This window comes from Variovorax sp. GrIS 2.14, from assembly GCF_046115955.1.
Lineage (GTDB): Bacteria > Pseudomonadota > Gammaproteobacteria > Burkholderiales > Burkholderiaceae_C > Variovorax.
In genome coordinates, this window is the sequence record NZ_JBJXIA010000002.1 from 313,571 (window position 1) to 334,327 (window position 20,757).

Consider the following 20,757-nt stretch of genomic DNA (forward strand, 5'->3'; position numbering starts at 1 on the left):
GTGTTCACTCCTTAAGCTCGGTCTGCCACGCGCTCGCCCAGCAAGCCGGATGGTCGCACGGTCAGTGTGATGATCAGGATCACGAACGCGAAGATGTCGGCATGCTGGCTGCCCAGCACATCGCCTGTGAGCGTGCCCAGGTAACCGGCCCCGATCACTTCGACCAGTCCCAGCACCAACCCGCCGACCACGGCACCCGGCAGGTTGCCGATGCCGCCGAACACTGCTGCAGTGAAGGCCTTGAGGCCGGGCAAGAAGCCCATCGAGTGATTGGCGATGCCGTAATTGGAGGCTTGCATCACCCCGGCGATAGCGGCGAGCACGGCGCCGATGACGAAGGTCGCCGAGATCACCACGTCAGGTCGAATGCCCATGAGCGACGCGACGCGCGGGTTCTCGGCGGTGGCACGCATCGCGCGGCCGAGTTTGGTGTAGTTGACCAACCAGGTCAGCACGGCCAATGAAATAGCGGTAACGACCAGGATCATGATTTGCGTGGGCGAGATCGACGCGCCGGCCACATTGATGGAGTCGGAGGGCAACAAGGTTGCATAAGGCTTGTTGGTCGGCTTCCAGATGATCATCGCCAGCGTCTGCAGCAGGATCGACATGCCGATAGCCGTGATGAGCGGAGCCAGCTTGGGGCTGTTTCGCAGTCGCCGGTAAGCCAGCTTCTCGATCACGAAATTGAGCGTGGCCGCGACGACGCAGGCGCAGATCAGCGCGATGATGAGCATGAGCCAGCCTGGCATGCCGGGCATCGACTCCTGCATGAAGCGGATCACGCTCCAGCTGGTGAGCGCGCCAACCATCAGCACTTCGCCGTGCGCAAAGTTGATGAGGTTGATGATGCCGTACACCATGGTGTAGCCCAAGGCTATCAAGGCATACATGCTGCCGAGAACCAGACCGTTGATGATCTGCTGCAGCAATATTTCCATAACGAGTCCCTACGCACCGGATTGGCGCCGTTCAGCTACCTAGCAAAATTCCCGCCAGACCCGATCGGTTGGCGGCAAGGTGGGCGGGATTGTAGGCACGCATGCAGGCTACTTTGGTGCATTCGGGGCACGGGTTTTCCCGCTGTGGCGTGTGCTCACCACAGCCTTTTGCAGATTGCGCATGCGGTGATGTCGGGCCTGGTGTCTGCAGTCGATCGCTGTCGCAAAGACCATTCCTTTGGTCGGCTGCCAGTCAGTCTTTTGCGTCGTCGTTTTTCTTGCGGAGCTCGCGCAGCTTCTCAGCAATACGGATCTCCAGCCCGCGTTCGACAGGCCGATAAAACGGCGGCGGTGCCATACCGTCGGGCAGATAGCTCTCACCTGCAGCAAAGCCGTCGGCCTCGTCGTGCGCATAGCGATAGCCTTTGCCGTAGTCGAGCTCCTTCATGAGCTTGGTCGGTGCATTGCGCAGATGCATCGGCACCGGCCTGGTCCCGTCGTTCTTGATGAAGGCCTTGATCTCGTTGTACGCCTTGTAGACCGCGTTCGACTTGGGCGCCATCGCCAGGTAGATCACGCATTCGGCCAGCGCGAGCTCGCCTTCCGGCGTGCCAAGGCGCTCGTAGACTTCGGCTGCGTCCAGCGCGAGCCGCAGAGCCCGCGGGTCGGCCAGGCCGATGTCTTCGCTCGCCATGCGCACCAGGCGGCGCGCCATGTAGCGCGGGTCGGCGCCGCCATCGAGCATTCGCATGAACCAGTAGAGCGAGGCATCGGGGTCGCTGCCTCGGACCGATTTGTGCAGCGCGCTGATGGTGTCGTAGAACTGCTCGCCGCCCTTGTCGTAGCGCCGCATGCGCTCGCCCAACACGCGCAGCAACCAGTCGTCGGTGATCTGCTCGATCTTCTCGGCGCCGGCGGCAACGGCCAGCGTTTCGAGCGTGTTGAGAAGGCGGCGCGCATCACCGTCTGCATAGGCAACGAGCCGGTCGATCGCAGCGCCTTCGATGGCCGGCACCGCGTTGATCTGCTGGGCGCGCGCGACGATCTGTTTCAGGTCGTCCTCACCCAGCGGTTGCAGCACGTACACCGCAGCCCGCGAAAGCAGCGCCGAGTTCACCTCGAAGGAAGGGTTCTCGGTCGTCGCGCCGATGAAGGTGAACAGGCCTGACTCGACGTGCGGCAAGAAGGCGTCCTGCTGGCTCTTGTTGAAGCGATGCACTTCGTCGACGAACACGATGGTGCGGCGCTGCTCCAGCCCATCGCGCGCAACTGTCGCCCGATCGACCGCATCGCGAATGTCTTTCACGCCGCCGAGGACCGCGCTGATGCTCAAGAACTGCGCATCGAACGAATCCGCCATCAAACGGGCGATGGTCGTCTTTCCGGTGCCGGGCGGTCCCCAGAGGATGCAGGAGTGCGGCTGGCCCGACTCGAACGCGATGCGCAGTGCCATGCCCGGTCCGAGCAGGTGCTGCTGGCCGATGACCTCGCCCAGCGTCTTCGGTCTCAGGCGCTCGGCCAGTGGTTGGTGTGATGTCGCTGCAGTGGCTTGGGATTTGACGGCCATGGGAACATTTTGCGATGCCGCGCCACAAGAACGGGAGCGCTATGCCGAGAAGGTCGAAAGCGGACAGCGATGAGGCCGACCGCGACCGCGGAGGCTATTGCTTCAAAACATCGGCGCCCGCAGGCGTCTTGAATTCGAAGGTGCCTGCCGGCAGCGTCGGATTGACCTCGACCTTGCTGAACTTCAATACCGATCGCTGGCCGAAGCTGTCGAGGATTTCGAGCGACGCCAACGCGTCACCCTGAAACCCGATCTGCACGCTCTGGAGCTGGCCGTCCTTGCTCTTCGGGGTTGCCTTGACCCACTGCAGGCCATCGCGCTCCGGCGCGCCTTCGAGCGCGAAGTCGGTCTGCAGTGCGCGCAAGTCGGGAGCGGCCGCAATCAGTGCGGCGGGCGTCGACCCAAGGGCCTGCGCCTGTGGGCGCTGCGTGACCTGGTTGAGATCGACATCGAACAGCGACAGCGTCTTGCCGTCGGCGACGATGGTCTGCGCAAACGGCTTCTTGTAGTCGAACTTGAATTTGCCAGGCCGCTGGAACTCGAAGGTGCCGGTCGACGTCTTGACGCGCCCCGGCTGGCCGTCGCGCGGCGGCGCAGTCACGGTCTGAGTGAAATCGGCGCGGCCGCTTTTCACGGTCTTCACGAACGACTCAAGGCTTTCCATGCCGCCGGCCCATGCACCGAATGTGGCAGTTGCTATCAACAGTGTCGCAAAGAGCTTTTTCATCAATCGTCCGTTAGGTTCACTCGGCGCGCGCCGGCACCAGAATTTCGCGCTGGCCATTGGTGCTCATCGAGCTGACCAGACCGGCCTTTTCCATGTCTTCGACCAGCCGCGCCGCGCGGTTGTAGCCGATCTTCAAGTGGCGCTGCACCAGCGAAATGCTGGCCTTTCGGTTTTTGAGCACGACCTCGACCGCCTGGTCGTACATCGGATCTTTTTCGGCGCTGGCATCGCCGCTCATAGACAGGTCTTCGCCGTCGACCGAACCGCCTTCGAGTACGCCTTCGATGTAGTCGGGCTCGCCTTGCGACTTGAGGTACGCGACCACGCGATGGACCTCCTCATCGCTGACGTAGGCGCCATGCACGCGCACCGGCAGTCCGGTGCCGCTGGCCATATAGAGCATGTCGCCCATTCCGAGCAGCGCTTCGGCGCCCATCTGGTCGAGGATGGTGCGCGAGTCGATCTTGCTCGACACCTGAAACGAAATCCGGGTCGGAATGTTGGCCTTGATCAGCCCGGTAATAACGTCGACGCTGGGACGCTGCGTTGCCAGAATCAAATGGATGCCTGCCGCGCGCGCCTTTTGCGCGAGTCGCGCGATCAGTTCCTCGATCTTCTTGCCGACCACCATCATCAGGTCGGCCAGCTCGTCGATGACGACCACGATGTGCGGCTCGCGGCGCAATGGCTCCGGATCGTCCGGCGTCAGGCTGAACGGGTTGTAGATGAACTCTTCGCGGGCCTTGGCCTCGTCGATCTTGACGTTGTAGCCGGCCAGATTGCGCACCCCGAGCTTGCTCATCAGCTTGTAGCGGCGCTCCATCTCGGCCACGCACCAGGTCAGGCCGTGCGCGGCCTGCCGCATGTCGGTGACCACCGGCGCCAGCAGGTGCGGGATACCCTCGTAGACCGACATTTCGAGCATCTTGGGATCGATCATCAAGAGCCGAACGTCGCGCGCCTCGGCCTTGTAGAGCAACGACAAGATCATCGCGTTGATGCCGACCGACTTGCCAGAGCCGGTCGTGCCAGCCACCAGCACGTGCGGCATCTTGGCAAGGTCGGCGACGACCGGGTTGCCGATGATGTCCTTGCCGAGGCCCATCGTGAGCATCGACTTGCCCTCGTGATAGATCTGCGAGCCCAGGATTTCGCTGAGCTTGATGGACTGCCGCTTGGCGTTCGGCAACTCGAGCGCCATGAAGTTCTTGCCGGGAATGGTTTCGACCACCCGGATCGACACCAGCGACAACGAACGCGCCAGGTCTTTGGCCAGGCCGACGATCTGCGAACCCTTGACGCCGGTCGCCGGTTCGATCTCGTAGCGCGTGATCACAGGGCCGGGCGAGGCCAGCACTACGCGCACTTCGACGCCGAAGTCCTTCAACTTCTTCTCGATCATGCGAGAGGTCATTTCGAGCGTGTCGGGCGAAACCGTCTCCTGCCTCACTAACGCTGCATCGAGCAAATCGACTTGCGGCAACTTGCTGTCGGGCAATTCCTTGAAGAGCGGCTTCTGACGCTCTTTGACGACGCGGGTGCTCTTGGGCACATCGCTCATGGCCGGCTCGATCTGCACCGGCGGCGAAGGGGGGCGGCGTCTTGGCGGCGGGTCGATGCGTATCTCGTCGTCAGCCATCTCGCCGTCGTCACCATCGCCATCGCGCGAGGCCAGATACTCTTCGGCCTCCGCGCGCTCCCGGACGGCCTTCTTGCCTAATGCAATGTCGGCCGCAATCTCGCGCTTTTCGCGCCGCGATTCGAACAGCGAATAAACCCGCGAGCCGATACGTTCTGCGATCAGGCTCCACGAAAATCTGAACACCAGCGCAGAACCGATCACGCCGCAGGCAATGGCGATCAGCGCCGAGCCGGTAAAGCCCATCCACTTGACGCTCCCCGGCCCCACGAGATAGCCGAGGATGCCGCCGCCATGACCAGGCAAACGGAATTCGAGACGGTACAAACGCGACCATTCGAGCATGGCGCTGGCGCATAGAAGCAGCACCAGCCCCGCCCAGAACGCGATACGGCTGCGGTTGAAGCGACCGCGCACCGGCTCCTCGGCGGGCGACACTTCGCCTCCGCGCAGCCAGCCGGCCAACGATGACAGCCAGACACGCAGGCCCGCCGCAAGGCACCACCAAACTGAATAGCCGGCCAGGAAGTAGCTGCCATCGGCTATCCACGCGCCGAGTCGGCCTCCCCAGTTCTTGACGTCACCGCCCGTGCCGGACGTCGACCAGGCCGCATCGGAGGGGGTGAAGCTCAACATGGCGAGCAGCCAGAACAGCAGCACCACAAACCCCGCGATCAGCGTGATTTCGTGGGCGAAGCGCATCGCCTTCAGGCGCACGGGCTGCGCGTCGGCACCAGGAGAAGAAGATTGAAGCGTATTGAGGGAATAGGTCATGAAAAACGCGGCATCCAGCCTGCTACTCCAGACAATGGAGAACGGGCAACGGCCGCATGAACACTACAACGAAAAAGGCGCCTGTCGCGTTGTCAGCGACGGCACCGTCAGAAGCGCGCAACGCGCTGCGGCGCAGTGCCCGTTTCAAGCCATCTGCGGAAGTCGCAGCCGGCATGGCCGCTCAGGTCAGCGACAGCAGCCGGTCTTTGACGATCATCGAGCCATCGGGCTGCGTCTGGACAAAGCCCCGCTCTTCGAGGTCTTTCATGACTCGGCTGACCATCTCGCGCGATGCGCCCACCATCTTGGCCAGGTCCTGGCGGGAAATCTTGTCACGCACTTTGAGGTTACCCGCGCCATCGTCCACTGCAAACTCAAGCAGGGAGCGCGCGACGCGCCCATAAACGTCCATCAAGGCGAGCGACTCGATCTTGCGATCGGCGTGCCGCAAGCGTTGCACCAGGCCGCGCATGATGTTGTACGACATGGACGAGTTCTCGGGCAGGCAGCGCGCGAACGCTTCGCGGCCCAGCATGAGGACGTCTGTCTGCACTTCAGTGCGGACGGTGGCCGAATGCGGCTCGTCGTCGATCAAGCTCATCTCGCCGATGTAGTCGCCGGGTTGCAAGGTGGCGAGAATGACTTCGCGGCCCCGGCTGTCGGTGCTCATGACACGCGCTCGTCCTGTGAGAATGATGTACAGCGCATCTGATTTCTTGCCCTGCTCGACCACCATCTCCGCGCGTTTGAAGCGTTTTTTGATGATCGCGTCCGCGATGCTTGCAGCCTGCATGGGAGTCAGGGCTGCGAACAGTGGGACGCGCCGGAGCAGCTCAAGATTGGACAGCATCGACATTCAATTAATCCTCGCTACCGCACGTTGTTCGACCAATTGCAAACCAATTCATTAAAGCAATCGTGCGCATTGAAAATGGAGCGCGCCCGGTATTGAACCGGGCGGTGATACTTCATACCTATCACCCTGAAAATGTACACGCTGGCGCAGCGCAAATCTTAGGTTTTCTATCCATGTCCTCATCCCCACAACACGCCAAGGTCCTGATCCTGGGCTCCGGCCCGGCCGGCTACACCGCCGCCGTTTATGCGGCACGCGCCAACCTGCAACCGCTCCTCATCACCGGCATGGCTCAGGGCGGACAGCTCATGACCACGACCGAAGTCGACAATTGGCCGGCAGACGTTCACGGTGTTCAAGGCCCCGAACTGATGCAGCGTTTTCTGGAGCACGCAGAACGTTTCAAGACGCAAATCGTGTTCGATCACATCAACAAGGTCGACTTGAGCAAGCGACCTTTCACTCTCTCCGGCGACAGCGCAACCTACACCTGCGACGCCCTCGTAATCTCCACCGGTGCTTCGGCAAAGTATCTGGGCCTCGAATCGGAACAGAAGTTCATGGGACGCGGTGTGTCCGGATGCGCAACTTGCGACGGCTTCTTTTACAAGAACCAGGAAGTTTGCGTCATTGGCGGCGGCAACACGGCGGTCGAAGAGGCGCTCTACCTGTCGAATATCGCCAGCAAGGTCACTCTCGTGCATCGACGCGACAAGTTCAAGGCGGAGCCCATCTTGATCGACAAGCTCTACGAGAAAGAGCGTGAAGGCAAGATCGTACTCAAGGTCCACAACACGCTCGACGAAGTGCTGGGCGACGACTCGGGCGTGACGGGCGTTCGACTCAAAAATGCGCAAACAGGCTCGACCGAAGACATCAAGCTGCAGGGCTGCTTCATCGCGATCGGTCATCACCCCAACACCGACATTTTCGAAGGCCAGGTCGAGATGAACGGCGGCTACATCGTGACGCGCTCGGGGCTGCAGGGCTTTGCGACCATGACGAGCGTGCCGGGCGTCTTTGCCGCAGGCGATGTGCAAGACAGCATCTACCGTCAAGCCATCACCAGCGCAGGCACAGGCTGCATGGCAGCGCTCGACGCGCAGCGCTTCCTCGAACAAGACGTCACGCTATAATTGCAGGCTTTGCTGAATTCGGGTGCATTTTTGCGCTCCGGCAAACCGGGGTACCGCCACCCGTTTCTGGCGAGGTCAAGCTGCAAACCACCCCCAACGGATTTCGTTCCGCTGCGACCGGTGCCAGCTGTTCATGAAGGAGCGTCCACATGGCACGCGTATGTCAAGTCACGGGTAAGGGCCCGATGGTCGGAAACAATGTTTCCCACGCCAACAACAAAACCAAGCGCCGGTTCTTGCCGAACCTGCAATACCGTCGTTTCTGGGTCGAGACAGAAAACCGCTGGATTCGCCTGCGTGTTTCAAGCGCTGCTTTGCGCCTGATCGACAAAAACGGCATCGACGTCGTGCTCGCAGATCTGCGCGCACGCGGCCAAGCTTAAGGAGCTAAATCATGGCAACGAGCAAAGGCGGACGCGAAAAGATCAAGCTGGAATCCACTGCGGGTACCGGCCATTTCTATACGACCAGCAAGAACAAGAAGACGATGCCTGAAAAGATGTCGCTCATGAAGTTTGATCCCAAGGCGCGCAAGCACGTCGAATACAAGGAAATCAAGCTGAAGTAATTCGGCTGGATCCATTAAAAACCCGCTGCAATCCAGCGGGTTTTTTGTCGCCTGCGATCTATGGAGAGCGCCAACGCACCAAGGTGACAGACACAAAAAAGCCGGCATAGAGCCGGCTTTTCATTCCCGCCCCACGCGCCATCGCATTGAGACGAGCCAGTAGGTGATCTGTACTGCTATGTACGAGCAGCCCGCAAGCGCACCGAGAACTCACGCAGCGCGCTGATGCCGCTGGCTTCCGCGCGGTGACACCAAGCGGCCAGATCGCTGGCCAACTGTTCACGCGAGTGCGATGTGTTGAGCCACAGCTGACGCAGTTCCTCACGCATCGTCACCATCTTGTCCAGCACCGGGTGCGCGGCACGGGCCTGCACCAAGTGTGGACGGGCCGATGCCGGCACCTTGTCGTCGTCGCGATGCAGCCAGCGATTGGCCGCCTTCAGAACCGACAGATCGGCGCCCTTGGCCTTAAGAACGGCCAGTTCGTCACGCGTCGTTTGACGCATTCCCCGGGCATAACCGGCCATAACTTCATAGCGATTGGCGATGACGGCCTCGAGCGTCTTCTCGTTGGCCACGGGCTGGATGTCGCCCATGAGCATCTTTGGCGGAACCTTTTTGACCTTGGCCCAGCCGATGGCTTGCATCATCTGGATGTAGACCCAGCCGATATCGAACTCGTACTTTTTGACAGAGAACTTGGCCGACGTCGGGTAGGTGTGGTGATTGTTGTGCAGTTCTTCGCCGCCAATTATCAGACCCCAAGGCGAAACGTTGCGGCTCGCATCGGGCGCCTCGAAGTTGCGGTAGCCCCAGTAGTGGCCAATGCCATTGATGATGCCGGCAGCAGTGATTGGAATCCAGAGCATCTGCACGGCCCAAACAGCCAGACCCAACATGCCGAACAGAGCCACATTGATGACCAGCATCAAGCCCACGCCTTGCCAGCTGAAGCGCGTGTACAGATTGCGCTCGATCCAGTCGTCAGGCGTGCCGTGTCCGTAACGCTCCATCGTTTCCATGTTCTTGGATTCTTTGCGATAGAGCTCGGCGCCGCGCCAAAGCACTTCGTCGATGCCCTTGACCTGCGGGCTGTGCGGATCTTCTTCCGTCTCGCACTTCGCATGGTGCTTCCGGTGAATGGCAACCCATTCCTTGGTCACCATGCCGGTGCCGAGCCAGAGCCAAAAGCGGAAAAAATGAGACGGGATCGGGCCCAGGTCCATGGCACGGTGCGTTTGCGTCCGGTGCAGGAAGATAGTGACGGCCGCGATAGTAATGTGCGTGGTAACGAGCGTGTACAGCACGACTTCCCACCACGTCAGATTCCACAAGCCGTGTCCGAGCCATTCGATGGCCGCGTTCAGAACGGCAGAGTCAGGAAGCAACATTGAGTCAGGTACTCCATGGCCACACGAAGGTGCAGCCTTAAGATATGGTCGAATTTTAAGGGGCCGAGGCCATTTTGAGGCCCTATATCCTTGATAAATCGCAAGGGTATCTACCTCTTTGGAGCCTCGCGCCTATTTGCGGTTCCATATGGCTGCAAAGAAACCATCGGTCGCGTGCTTGTGTGGCCAAAGCCGCAAATAGCGGGTACCGCCCTCGCCGCCTGCACACAATTCTTTTGCGCCCTCGACTTTCAACCCCTCAAGCACTTCTGCCACGTCCATCGGCGCGAAATCCGGGTTGGCCGCGCTGAAAGCCTCCGCAATGGCCTCGTTTTCTTCCGGCAGCAGGCTGCACGTCGCATAGACAAGCCTGCCGCCGGACTTCACCAGCCGTGCCGCACTTTGCAGGATGGCGGCCTGCTTCGCAGTCATTTCCGCCACCGACTGGGGCGACTGGCGCCACTTCAGATCGGGATTGCGGCGAAGGGTGCCGAGTCCCGAACAGGGCGCGTCGACCAGCACGCGATCGATCTTCCCGGCCAGGCGCTTGACGCGGTCGTCGCGCTCGTGCGCGATTGCGGCAGGATGGACGTTGGACAACTGGCTGCGTGCGAGCCGTGGCTTCAGAGCGTCAAGCCGGTGCGCCGACGTGTCGAATGCATACAGCCGACCGGTGTTGCGCATCGTGGCACCGATGGCGAGCGTCTTGCCGCCCGCACCAGCGCAAAAATCGACCACCATTTCGCCGCGCTTGGCGTCGAGCAGCAACGCCAGCAATTGCGAGCCTTCGTCCTGTACCTCGACCGCGCCGCGCACAAAGGCGTCCAGCTTGTTGAGCGCCGGCTTGCCTTCGATGCGCAAACCCCAAGGCGAGAACGGCGTTTCTACGGCGGCGATGCCTGCCTTCTTCAGTTCCGCTTTGACTTCGGGCCGCTTGGCGATCAGCACATTGACCCGCAGATCGAGCGGCGCCGGCTGCTGCAAGCTCTCGGCCAACCGCCAAAAATCATCGCCCAATTGCGCCTTTAGCGGGCCGACCATCCATTCGGGCAAATTATGTCGATGGCGCTCGAGGAGATCGTCCTGGCTGACGGCGTCGCAGTTGTCCAGCCAACGCTTTTCGGTGTCGTTGAGTGCACTTTTCAGGAAGTCACGGGGTCCGTAGAACCCCAAAATCGCCATGCGACGCTCCTTGGAACCGCTGCCCGAGGGCGACAAGTGATCGAACAACAGCTTCTTCCGAAGCACGGTGTAAACGGTCTCGGCGAGCGTGCCGCGCTCGCGCGGCCCGAACTCACGGTGATCACGAAAAAAACGGGAAACGACCTGGTCGGCCGGATGATCGAATTTCAGAACAAGGCCGACCAGATCGGCGGTCGCCTGCAACAGGGCTTGGGGATGCATGGGTCGATTGTCCCATCCTGCCTCCGCAGCGCCGGCGCCCAGACGCCGGCCGCCACAATCCGACGATGACCGACGACGACCTCCCTCCCCTGATTGCGACGCCACCCGGCCGCTACCGCCATTACAAAGGCGGCGAATACGAAGTCATCGACACCGTGCGCCACAGCGAAACCTTGGAGGCGATGACGCTTTATCGCGCGCTTTACGGCCAGCATGGTTTATGGGTACGGCCCGCAGCGATGTTTGGCGAAACCGTTCAGTTCGATGGCGTCGAACGCCTGAGGTTCAGGCGGATTCCGGACTAGCAGTTGCTTCGATTTCGAGCCAGCGCTCGATGGCCAGCGGATAAAGGCGATGCTCCTGTGCGAGCACCCGCTCGGCCAGAGTGGCGGCCGTATCGCCGTGCAGTACCGGCACCGCGGCCTGCGCGAGGATCGGGCCGTGGTCGAGCTCCGTGGTGACATGGTGCACGGTAACGCCCGCCACCTGGCAGCCCGCGTCGATCGCTCTTTGGTGGGTGCGAAGCCCCGGAAAGGCCGGAAGTAACGACGGGTGGATGTTGATCAGACGCCCGTCGAAATGCGCCACGAAGCCGGGAGTCAAGATACGCATGAATCCTGCCAAAACGACGAGCGCCGGCGCATGAACGTCGATGGCTGCTGCCAGTGCGGCGTCGAATTCATCGCGCACCGCAAATGCTTTGTGGTCTACCGCCACCGTAGCGATGCCGTTGGTTGCTGCCAGAGAAAGGCCGCCCGCCGTCGGCTGGTTGCTGATGACCGCCGCGATGCGAGCGCCGAAGCGCTCTGCCCAGCGACCGCTTCCGGCAGCCCGCACGATGGCCGCCATGTTGGAGCCGCCGCCGGAAATCAGGATCACGATGTTCTTCATGGAGGCGCGAATTATCTGTGCGCGCAGCTGCGACCTTTTTTGTCGCGGCGCGGACACCCGAAAACCGCACGACCGTGCTAAAAACCGCAATTCCGGAGTTTAAGCCGCAACGGCGATCCGATCAACACAGCGAGGCACGCATGGATTTGAGCTTCACGCCCGAAGAACAAAAGTTCCGCGAAGATATTCGCGCCTGGGTCAAAGATAACCTTCCCCCCGAGATCTCGCACAAGGTGCACAACGCGCTCGAGCTGACGCGTGAAGATCTCCAGCGGTGGGCCAAGATTTTGGGCTCCAAGGGCTGGCTCGGTTACGGCTGGCCAAAGGAATTCGGCGGTCCGGGTTGGACCGCCATCCAGCGCCATCTTTTCGAGGAAGAAACTGCCCTGGCAGGCGCGCCGCGCATCATTCCGTTCGGACCTGTGATGGTCGCGCCGGTGATCATGGCTTTCGGCAATGCCGAACAGCAGAAGCGCTTTCTGCCTGGCATCGCCAGCGGTGAAGTCTGGTGGAGCCAGGGCTACAGCGAGCCGGGTTCGGGTTCCGACCTCGCCTCGGTCAAGACCAAGGCCGAACGCCAAGGCGACAAATACATCGTCAACGGCCAAAAGACCTGGACCACGCTCGGTCAGTATGGCGACTGGATGTTCAACCTCGTGCGCACCAGCAATGAGGGCAAGCCGCAGACCGGCATCAGCTTCCTGCTGCTCGACATGAAGTCGAAAGGCGTGACCGTGCGGCCGATCAAGCTGCTTGACGGCGGCCATGAAGTCAACGAAGTGTTCTTCGACAACGTCGAAGTGCCGGCCGAGAACCTGGTCGGCGAAGAGAACAAGGGCTGGACCTACGCCAAGCATTTGCTCAGCCACGAGCGCACCAACATCGCCGACGTGAACCGCGCCAAGCGCGAACTCGAACGCCTCAAGCGCATCGCGAAGAGCGAAGGCGTTTGGGACGCGGCGGGCGATGCTTACGCTTCGCGCTTCCGCGACGAGATTGCCAAGCTCGAAGTCGACCTGGTCGCCCTCGAGATGATGGTCCTGCGCGTTCTGTCGGCCGCGACGTCGGGCAAGAACTCGCTAGACGTCGCCGGTCTGCTGAAGATTCGCGGCAGCGAAATTCAGCAGCGCTATACGGAACTGATGATGCTGGCGGGCGGCGCTTATTCGCTACCGCTCATCCGCGAGGCGATGGAAGCTGGCTACCAAGGCAACTTTCCCGGTGGCAACCCTGCACTGGCGCCGCTCACGTCGACCTTCTTCAACATGCGCAAGACCACCATCTACGGTGGCTCGAACGAAGTGCAACGCAACATCGTCGCGCAGACGGTTCTCGGCTAACGCCTTAGAACCGTCCGCGCGAGCGCGACAGGACTGCTCCCCACTCCCCCTCCACGAGGGGGCTCCAGCAAGAGCTTCGCTAGGAATTAAAAATGGATTTCAACTTCACCGACGACCAAGAACAACTTCGCGACGCCGTTCGCAAGTGGGTCGACAAAGGTTATGACTTCGAACGCCGCCGCAAGATCGAAGCGGCCGGTGGCTTCTCGCGCGAAGCATGGGACGAGATCGCCGAACTCGGCCTTGGCGGTCTCTACATCAGCGAAGACGACGGCGGGCTTGGCATGGGCCCCGTTGCAGGCATGGTGGTCATGGAAGAACTCGGCCGCGGCATCGTGCTGGAGCCTTTTGCACAGACGCTGATCGCGGGCGGGGTGCTGAGCGGCTACGCCGGCGCCGACATCAAGGAAAACTGGCTGCCGCGCATCGCTGGCGGTCAGGCCATCGTCGTGCTCGCGTACCAGGAGCGCAAGGCACGCTACCGACTCGACGTGTGCGAAGCAAAAGCCGCCAAGTCGGGCGACGGCTACACGGTCAACGGCACCAAGAGCCTGGTGGCTGCCGGCGATGAAGCCGATGCTTTCCTCGTGCCGGCCCAGCTAGACGGAAAGATCGCACTCTTTTTGGTCGAGCGCAGCGCCAGCGGTGTCGAAGCACGCGGCTACGGCACGCAGGCTGGCGACCGCGCCGCTGAAGTCGTGTTCGACAAGGCTGCGGCAATTTTGGTCACGGTCGACGGACTGACGGCCCTAGAGCACGCTGTCGACATCGGCATCGCCGCGATCTGTGCCGAAGCGGTCGGCGTCATGGACAAGACGGTCGCGTTGACGGTCGACTACATGAACCAGCGCAAGCAATTCGGTGTGACGATCTCCACCTTTCAGGCGCTGCGCCACCGCATCGCCGACATGAAGATGCAGCTTGAACTTGCGCGCTCGATGAGCTACTACGCATCGCTCAAGCTCAATGCCCCGGCAGAGGAACGCCGGCAGGCAATGGCACGGGCCAAGTACCAACTCGGCACGTCGATGCGCTACGTCGCGGCGAACTCGGTGCAGTTGCACGGCGGCATCGGCGTGACCGACGAATACATCGCGAGCCATTACTTTCGCAAGCTCACGCAGCTCGAAATGACGTTCGGCGACACCCTGCATCACCTGGGAGAAGTGTCCACGCGCATGCATGACACGGCGGGCGTCTTCGCCTGAAGGCGCGACTTCTCTCGCCACCTGCCGACCAACGCCCTTGCGTCCAGCGCACCACACGCCCGCCCGCACTCGCCGGCGGGCGTTTTGTATTTACTTGGAACGAAGCTTGTAATGCCCACGTACACACGTCGCACAGTCCTCATTGCGGGTTTGGCCACGGCCGTCGCCGTCACCATGCTCACCGCCTGCGCCACCGCGCCTTCCCCGTCGTCGACCGAGCGTCCGCCGATCGTGTTCATGCACGGCAATGGCGATTCAGCAGCGCTTTGGCAGACGACGATCTGGCGCTTCGAGTCGAACGGCTGGCCACGTGATCGGCTGTTCGCCGTCGACCAGCCGATGCCGCTGGCGCGGGACGACGACACCATCGCTCAACCGGGCCGCACTTCGACGGCGGAGTCCGCAGCCTTTCTGCAAACCGAAGTCGACAAAGTGCTGAAAGCGACGGGCGCCAGCAAGGTCGTGCTGCTTGGCAACTCGCGTGGCGGCAACACGATCCGCAACTACGTACAAAACTACGGCGGCGCTGGCAAGGTCAGCGCCGTGGTGCTGGGCGGAAACCCCGCCCACGGCATCTGGAACGTGCCGGGCTTCAACGAACGCAGTGAATTTTCGGCGCGCTCGGCCCTCATTCAGCAACTGAACATGCCCAAGGGACCGAGCGGCGACGAGGTCACGTCCGGCGTCCGTTGGCTCACGCTGCGCTCCGACAACAACGACAAGTTCGCGCAACCCGATGGCGTGTGGATCGGTGCGCCCGGCAAGCCGACGAACATCGGCTACGACGCGCCGGCGCTGAAGGGCGCGACCAACATCGTGCTACCGCGTGTCGATCACCGCGAGACGTCGTTCTCGCCGGCGGCCTTCGCCGCGACCTGGCAGTTTCTGGTGGGCGAGGCACCGAGGACCACCGCCGTGACACCAGAGTCCACAGTCGTGCTCGACGGGCGCCTCACCGGCCTCGGGCTTTCGAGCATCGATCCGGCGAGCGGTCAGTTCACCAATAACATCCCGATCGTGGGCGCGCAGTTGGCGGTCTATGCAACGGATGCCAGCACGGGCGCTCGCACCGGCGAACCGGTCCATCGCAAGACGATCGGCGCCGACGGCCGCTGGGGACCGTTCGGAGCACAGTCCGGCACCGCCTACGAGTTCGAGATCACGGCGCCGGGCTATGCCACCACACATGTCTACCGCAGCCCCTTCCCGCGCAGCAGCAACGTCATCAACCTGCGGCCTGAACGCATTGCGCCGGCAGACCGCGATGCGAAAGCCATCGTGATCTTCACGCGACCGCGAGGCTACTTGGACGCTGAACGGGACACCATGCGCTTCGACGGACAAAACGCGCTGCCGGGTGTTCCGCCGCGCGGTTCAGGCGTGTCGTCGTCGAAGATCAAGCTGGCGGCCGACGTGCAGCGGTCGATTGCCGGAGAGTTCAACGGGGAGCGCGTCGCAGGCCAGACCTGGCCCGCGGCGCAAGGCAACATCACGTTGCTCGAACTGACGTACTAAGTCGTCCGGAGGCCGCAGCGGAATTGGAGAGCGGCGCTGCTAACCGTGCAAGCGCGAGCTGTGCGGCAGGTGCGCCATCAGGAACTCCATTTGATCCGCGAGGATACGGCGGTTGCGCAAGATGAAGTCTTCCCACAGGCTGGGCACATAGGGCGCGTAGAGCAGCGGCATGTTCGCCTGCTCCGGCGTGCGGCTGCTCTTGCGGTGGTTGCAGGGCTTGCAGGCCGTGACCACGTTCATCCACACGTCGATGCCGTTTTGCGCAAACGGAATGATGTGCTCGCGCGTGAGTTCGTCGTCGTGGAAGTGGCCGCCGCAATAGGCGCAGAAACCCCGGTCACGGGAGAACAGCTTGCTGTTGGTCAGCCCGGGGCGCTGCGTGAAAGGATTGATGCGCGGCACGCCCTTCGTGCCGATGATGCTGTTGATCGCGATCTGCGACTGCAGCCCGGTCACAGCGTTGTGCCCACCGCGATACACCGCCACCTGCGCGCCCACCTCCCAGCGAACTTCGTCCGCCGCGTAGTGAATTACCGCCTGTTCGAGCGATATCCACGACTGGGGCAGCCCTTGGGCCGACAGTTTCAAGACCTTCACCACACGTCTCCTCAAAAAAGGGAAGAACCACGGAAAGACCGGATGCACACGGTGAGTCGCAGGCACCCCTGAACAGAGGGCAATTGACTCACTGCGTCACAATATACCGGCTTTGTGACAAATCGCTGCTGCGAGCCCATTTGACGGGCGCGGGCTGCTATCAAAAAGAGATCAATTCGACAACGCCTATGCAGGTTTTTCGCGGTTTTCGGCACCCGGGTGTGGCTAAAGCCTGCGCCCTGACCATCGGCAATTTCGACGGCGTCCATCGTGGCCATCAGGCCATGCTCGCGCTCTTGAACACCGAGGCCCGTCAGCGCGGCCTGCCGAGTTGCGTGCTGACTTTCGAGCCGCATCCGCGCGATTACTTCGCGGCGCTTGCGAAGCGACCGGAGCTCGCGCCAGCCCGCATCGGCACCCTTCGCGACAAGCTGGCCGAGCTCGCTGCCGGCGGTGTGGCGCAGACCATCGTGTTGCCTTTCGACAATCGGCTCGCCTCGCAAACCCCCGATGAATTCGTGCGCGACGTACTTGTCGAAGGCCTCGGCGCCCGCTATGTGCTGGTGGGTGACGACTTCCGCTTCGGTGCCAAGCGCGCCGGCGACTACGCGATGCTCGACGCTGCCGGTGACGCGAACGGTTTCGACGTGGCGCGCATGAACAGCTACGAAGTGCATGGCCTGAGGGTGTCGAGTTCGGCCGTGCGCGAGGCGCTGGAGGCCGGACGCATGAAAGAGGTACAGACGCTGCTTGGTCGCCCTTATGCCATCTCGGGCCATGTGGTGCACGGCCGCAAGCTCGGTCGGGCCCTGGGTGCGTCGGCGCCGGGCAAGGACGACGGTTTTCGCACGCTCAACCTGCGGTTCAAGCATTGGAAACCGGCGGCCAGTGGCATCTTCGCGGTGCTGGTGCACGGCCTCGGCGACAAGCCGCTGCCGGGCGTTGCCAACCTCGGCGTGCGGCCGTCGCTCGATGCCAACGACGTGAACGCCGGTCGTGTGCTGCTCGAAACGCATTGCTTGGAGTGGCCCTCGCAACTCGGCATCGAAGGTGCCTACGGTAAAATCGTTCGCGTGGAACTGCTCTCAAAACTGCACGACGAATTGCGCTACACCAGCCTCGAAGCCCTGACTGCAGGCATCGCGAAGGATGGCCGGGACGCGCGCGCGTTCTTCGCGTCCATGCTTGTGCAGACCCACGCAGAAACCCACCGCCAGACCACGCGCGACCGAATTTAGCCTTGCACGCTCGTGCTGCCGCCCTTCGACAAGCTCAGGGCGAACGGCTTTCCCCTCCGTTCCGACGCTGACCCGTTCGGGCTGAGCCTGTCGAAGCCCTGTTCCGTACTCAATCATGTCCGACACCCCCTCCTCGACCGACTACCGCGCCACTCTCAACCTGCCCGACACCCCCTTCCCGATGCGCGGCGACATGGCCAAACGCGAGCCGGGCTGGGTCAAGGAATGGGAAGACGAAGGCCGCTACCAGCGCCTGCGCGACGCCCGCATGGGCGCGCCCAAGTTCATCCTGCACGACGGCCCTCCGTACGCCAACGGGCAGATCCACATGGGCCACGCCGTCAACAAGATCCTGAAGGACATGATCATCAAGGCGCGACAGCTCGAAGGCTTCGACGCGCTCTATGTGCCGGGCTGGGACTGCCACGGCCTGCCGATCGAGAACGCGATCGAAAAGAAGTACGGCCGCAACCTGAGCCGCGACGACATGCAGGCCAAAAGCCGCGCCTTCGCGACCGAGCAGATCGCGCAGCAGATGACTGACTTCCAGCGCCTGGGCGTGCTGGGCGAATGGACGCATCCGTACAAGACGATGGACTTCGCTAACGAGGCCGGCGAGCTGCGCGCCTTCAAGCGCGTGATCGAGCGCGGCTTCGTCTACCGCGGCCTGAAGCCGGTGTACTGGTGCTTCGACTGCGGCTCATCGCTGGCCGAGTTCGAGATCGAATACGCCGACAAGAAGTCGCAAACCATTGACGTCGCCTTCAAAGCGCACGAACGCACCAAGGTGCTCGAAGCCTTCGGCCGGCCCGACGTGCTGGGCGATGTGTTCGCCGTCATCTGGACCACCACCGCCTGGACCATCCCGGCGAATCAGGCGATCAACCTGAACCCCGAGCTCGAGTATTCGCTGGTGGACACCGAGCGCGGTCTGCTGATCCTGGCCAACTCGTTGGTCGAGATGTGCATGACGCGCTATGCGCTCGATGGAAAGGTGCTGGCCACCGTCAAGGGCGAGGCGCTCGGTGGCCTGGAGTTCGAGCACCCGCTCTATGACGTCGACGCGGGCTACCAGCGCCTGTCGCCGGTGTACCTGGCCGACTACGCCACCGCCACCGACGGCACCGGCCTGGTCCACTCCTCGCCCGCCTATGGCGTGGACGACTTCAACTCCTGCATCGCACACGGGCTGACGATCGACGACATCCTGAATCCGGTACAAGGCAACGGCAGCTATGCGGCCGACTTTCCGTTGTTCGGCGGCAAGAACATCTGGAAGGCGGTGCCCGAAGTCATCGCCGCGCTGCGCGATGCCGGCCGCCTGATGACGACAGAAACCATTACGCACAGCTACCCGCACTGCTGGCGCCACAAGTCGCCGGTCATCTACAGGGCCGCGGCCCAATGGTTCATCCGCATGGACGAAGGCGAAGGCGTGTTCACCAAGGACAAGGCGCCCAAGACCTTGCGCCAGACCGCGCTCGACGCCATCGAACAGACGACCTTCTACCCAGAGAACGGCAAGTCGCGCCTGCACGACATGATCGCCAACCGGCCCGACTGGTGCATCTCGCGCCAGCGCAGCTGGGGCGTGCCGATCCCGTTCTTCCTGCACAAGGATTCGGGCGAGTTGCACCCGCGCACGATGGAGATCCTGGACCAGGCGGCCAGCATCGTCGAGGCCGGCGGCATCGAGGCCTGGAGCCGCGTCACGACCGAAGAGATCCTCGGCGCCGACGACGCGTCGAGCTACACCAAGAGCACCGACATCCTCGAAGTCTGGTTCGACTCGGGCTCGACGTTCTGGCACGTGCTGCGCGGCACGCACGCACCGGGCTTTCACGAAACGGGCCCCGAAGCCGACCTGTACCTCGAAGGCCACGACCAGCACCGCGGCTGGTTCCACTCATCGCTGCTGATCGCCTGCGCGCTCGAAGGCCGTGCGCCGTACCGTGGGCTGCTGACGCACGGCTTCACCATCGATGCGCAAGGCCGCAAGATGAGCAAGTCGCTCGGCAACGGGCTCGACCCGCAGGAAGTCAGCAAGAAGCTGGGCGCAGAAATCATCCGCCTGTGGGTGGCAGCAAGCGACTATTCAGGTGACATCGCGGGCGACGACAAGATCCTCGCGCGCGTGGTCGACGGCTATCGCCGCATCCGCAACACGCTGCGCTTCCTGCTGGCTAACACCAGCGACTTCGACATCGCCAAGGATGCGGTGCCGCTGGACCGCATGCTCGAGATCGACCGCTATGCGCTCAGCCGCGCAGCGCAATTCCAGGCCGAGATCCTCGCGCACTATCAGGTGTACGAATTCCATCCGGTGGTCGCCAAGCTTCAGATCTACTGCTCGGAAGACTTGGGCGGCTTCTACCTCGACATCCTGAAAGACCGGCTCTACACGACCGCGCCGGGCTCGCTGGCACGCCGCAGTGCGCAGACCGCGCTTTGGCACATCTCGCAGGCGATGCTGCGCTGGATGGCGCCGTTCCTGAGCTTCACCGCGGAAGAAGCGTGGCGCGTGCTGGGCCACACTGAATCGATCTTCACGCAGACGTACACCGACCTCGGCACCGCTGACAACGCGTTGCTCGCCAAGTGGAGCCGCATCCGGGAGATCCGCGATGGCGTCAACAAGGAAATCGAAACAGTGCGGGCCGAAGGCAAGGTCGGCTCGTCGCTGCAAGCCACGCTGCAACTGACGGCGCCGCCGGAAGATCACGCACTGCTGCAGTCCCTCGGCGACGACCTGAAGTTCGTCCTCATCGCGTCGGACGTCGCGCTGCTGTCAGGCACAGCGATGTCGACCGTGGTCGTCGCATCGAGCGAAGTCAAATGCGAGCGCTGCTGGCACTACCGCGCCGATGTCGGCCACGACGCGGCCTACCCGACCATCTGCGGCCGTTGCACCAGCAACCTGTACGGTGCGGGCGAAGTGCGGAGCGTTGCCTGACATGGCGCGCAC

18 protein-coding genes are annotated in these 20,757 nt (G+C 62.4%); 9 read left to right on the top strand and 9 right to left on the bottom strand.

Annotated elements, in window-relative coordinates; genetic code table 11:
- Positions 1-11: 11 nt before the first annotated feature.
- The 5 genes from RCH10_RS05260 to RCH10_RS05280 form a co-directional block, all read right to left on the bottom strand.
- Positions 12-941 (bottom strand): branched-chain amino acid ABC transporter permease, encoded by a 930-nt coding sequence (locus tag RCH10_RS05260; protein WP_187052826.1) that lies wholly within the window; start codon positions 939-941, stop codon positions 12-14.
- 253 nt (positions 942-1,194) lie between these two features.
- On the bottom strand, positions 1,195-2,508 hold the full coding sequence (locus RCH10_RS05265) for a replication-associated recombination protein A (protein WP_409051568.1): 1,314 nt from the start codon (positions 2,506-2,508) through the stop codon (positions 1,195-1,197).
- A gap of 94 nt (positions 2,509-2,602) precedes the next feature.
- Positions 2,603-3,235 carry an outer membrane lipoprotein chaperone LolA gene (gene lolA, locus RCH10_RS05270; protein WP_409051569.1) on the bottom strand — a complete coding sequence of 211 codons (633 nt, stop codon included), beginning with the start codon at positions 3,233-3,235 and terminating at the stop codon, positions 2,603-2,605.
- A gap of 16 nt (positions 3,236-3,251) precedes the next feature.
- Positions 3,252-5,648 carry a DNA translocase FtsK gene (locus RCH10_RS05275; protein WP_409051570.1) on the bottom strand — a complete coding sequence of 799 codons (2,397 nt, stop codon included), beginning with the start codon at positions 5,646-5,648 and terminating at the stop codon, positions 3,252-3,254.
- A gap of 181 nt (positions 5,649-5,829) precedes the next feature.
- Positions 5,830-6,504 (bottom strand): Crp/Fnr family transcriptional regulator, encoded by a 675-nt coding sequence (locus RCH10_RS05280; protein WP_187052830.1) that lies wholly within the window; start codon positions 6,502-6,504, stop codon positions 5,830-5,832.
- 173 nt (positions 6,505-6,677) lie between these two features.
- On the opposite strand from RCH10_RS05280, the gene trxB reads away from it, so the two are divergent.
- From trxB to rpmG, 3 genes are all read left to right on the top strand, one after another.
- Positions 6,678-7,640, top strand: coding sequence for a thioredoxin-disulfide reductase (gene trxB, locus RCH10_RS05285; protein WP_409051571.1), 963 nt, complete (start codon positions 6,678-6,680; stop codon positions 7,638-7,640).
- 149 nt (positions 7,641-7,789) lie between these two features.
- Positions 7,790-8,023, top strand: coding sequence for a 50S ribosomal protein L28 (gene rpmB / locus RCH10_RS05290; RefSeq protein WP_323497645.1), 234 nt, complete (start codon positions 7,790-7,792; stop codon positions 8,021-8,023).
- An 11-nt stretch (positions 8,024-8,034) separates the two neighbouring features.
- Positions 8,035-8,208 carry a 50S ribosomal protein L33 gene (gene rpmG / locus RCH10_RS05295; protein ID WP_409051572.1) on the top strand — a complete coding sequence of 58 codons (174 nt, stop codon included), beginning with the start codon at positions 8,035-8,037 and terminating at the stop codon, positions 8,206-8,208.
- Positions 8,209-8,384: 176 nt separating this feature from the next.
- On the opposite strand, the gene RCH10_RS05300 is transcribed toward rpmG, so the two are convergent.
- Positions 8,385-9,599, bottom strand: a complete 1,215-nt coding sequence (locus RCH10_RS05300) for a fatty acid desaturase (RefSeq protein WP_323497646.1) — start codon at positions 9,597-9,599, stop codon at positions 8,385-8,387.
- A gap of 132 nt (positions 9,600-9,731) precedes the next feature.
- Entirely contained in the window at positions 9,732-11,003 is a 1,272-nt protein-coding gene (locus RCH10_RS05305) for an RsmB/NOP family class I SAM-dependent RNA methyltransferase (RefSeq protein WP_409051573.1), read from the bottom strand.
- Between the two features lie 65 nt (positions 11,004-11,068).
- Here RCH10_RS05305 and RCH10_RS05310 point away from each other — a divergent pair, with 65 nt between their 5' ends.
- A complete protein-coding gene (locus RCH10_RS05310; protein ID WP_409051574.1) occupies positions 11,069-11,308 on the top strand; it encodes a DUF1653 domain-containing protein in 240 nt (79 codons plus the stop codon).
- On the opposite strand, the gene purN is transcribed toward RCH10_RS05310, so the two are convergent.
- On the bottom strand, positions 11,289-11,894 hold the full coding sequence (gene purN, locus RCH10_RS05315; RefSeq protein ID WP_409051575.1) for a phosphoribosylglycinamide formyltransferase: 606 nt from the start codon (positions 11,892-11,894) through the stop codon (positions 11,289-11,291). The genes RCH10_RS05310 and purN overlap by 20 nt on opposite strands.
- 140 nt (positions 11,895-12,034) lie before the next feature.
- Here purN and RCH10_RS05320 point away from each other — a divergent pair, with 140 nt between their 5' ends.
- The 3 genes from RCH10_RS05320 to RCH10_RS05330 all read left to right on the top strand — a co-directional run bounded on the left by RCH10_RS05320 (position 12,035) and on the right by RCH10_RS05330 (position 15,957).
- On the top strand, positions 12,035-13,234 hold the full coding sequence (locus RCH10_RS05320) for an acyl-CoA dehydrogenase family protein (protein ID WP_409051576.1): 1,200 nt from the start codon (positions 12,035-12,037) through the stop codon (positions 13,232-13,234).
- Positions 13,235-13,326: 92 nt separating this feature from the next.
- Entirely contained in the window at positions 13,327-14,442 is a 1,116-nt protein-coding gene (locus tag RCH10_RS05325) for an acyl-CoA dehydrogenase family protein (RefSeq protein ID WP_323497651.1), read from the top strand.
- Positions 14,443-14,553: 111 nt separating this feature from the next.
- Entirely contained in the window at positions 14,554-15,957 is a 1,404-nt protein-coding gene (locus RCH10_RS05330) for an alpha/beta fold hydrolase (RefSeq protein WP_409051577.1), read from the top strand.
- 39 nt (positions 15,958-15,996) lie between these two features.
- Here RCH10_RS05330 and RCH10_RS05335 read toward each other — a convergent pair whose 3' ends face one another.
- A complete protein-coding gene (locus RCH10_RS05335; protein WP_323497653.1) occupies positions 15,997-16,554 on the bottom strand; it encodes an HNH endonuclease in 558 nt (185 codons plus the stop codon).
- 188 nt (positions 16,555-16,742) lie between these two features.
- Here RCH10_RS05335 and RCH10_RS05340 point away from each other — a divergent pair, with 188 nt between their 5' ends.
- Positions 16,743-17,792: a bifunctional riboflavin kinase/FAD synthetase gene (locus RCH10_RS05340; RefSeq protein ID WP_409051578.1), complete on the top strand. Its 1,050-nt coding sequence runs from the start codon at positions 16,743-16,745 to the stop codon at positions 17,790-17,792.
- A 115-nt stretch (positions 17,793-17,907) separates the two neighbouring features.
- Complete coding sequence (ileS, locus tag RCH10_RS05345; RefSeq protein ID WP_409051579.1) at positions 17,908-20,745, top strand: isoleucine--tRNA ligase; 2,838 nt, start codon at positions 17,908-17,910, stop codon at positions 20,743-20,745.
- Positions 20,746-20,757 lie beyond the last annotated feature (12 nt).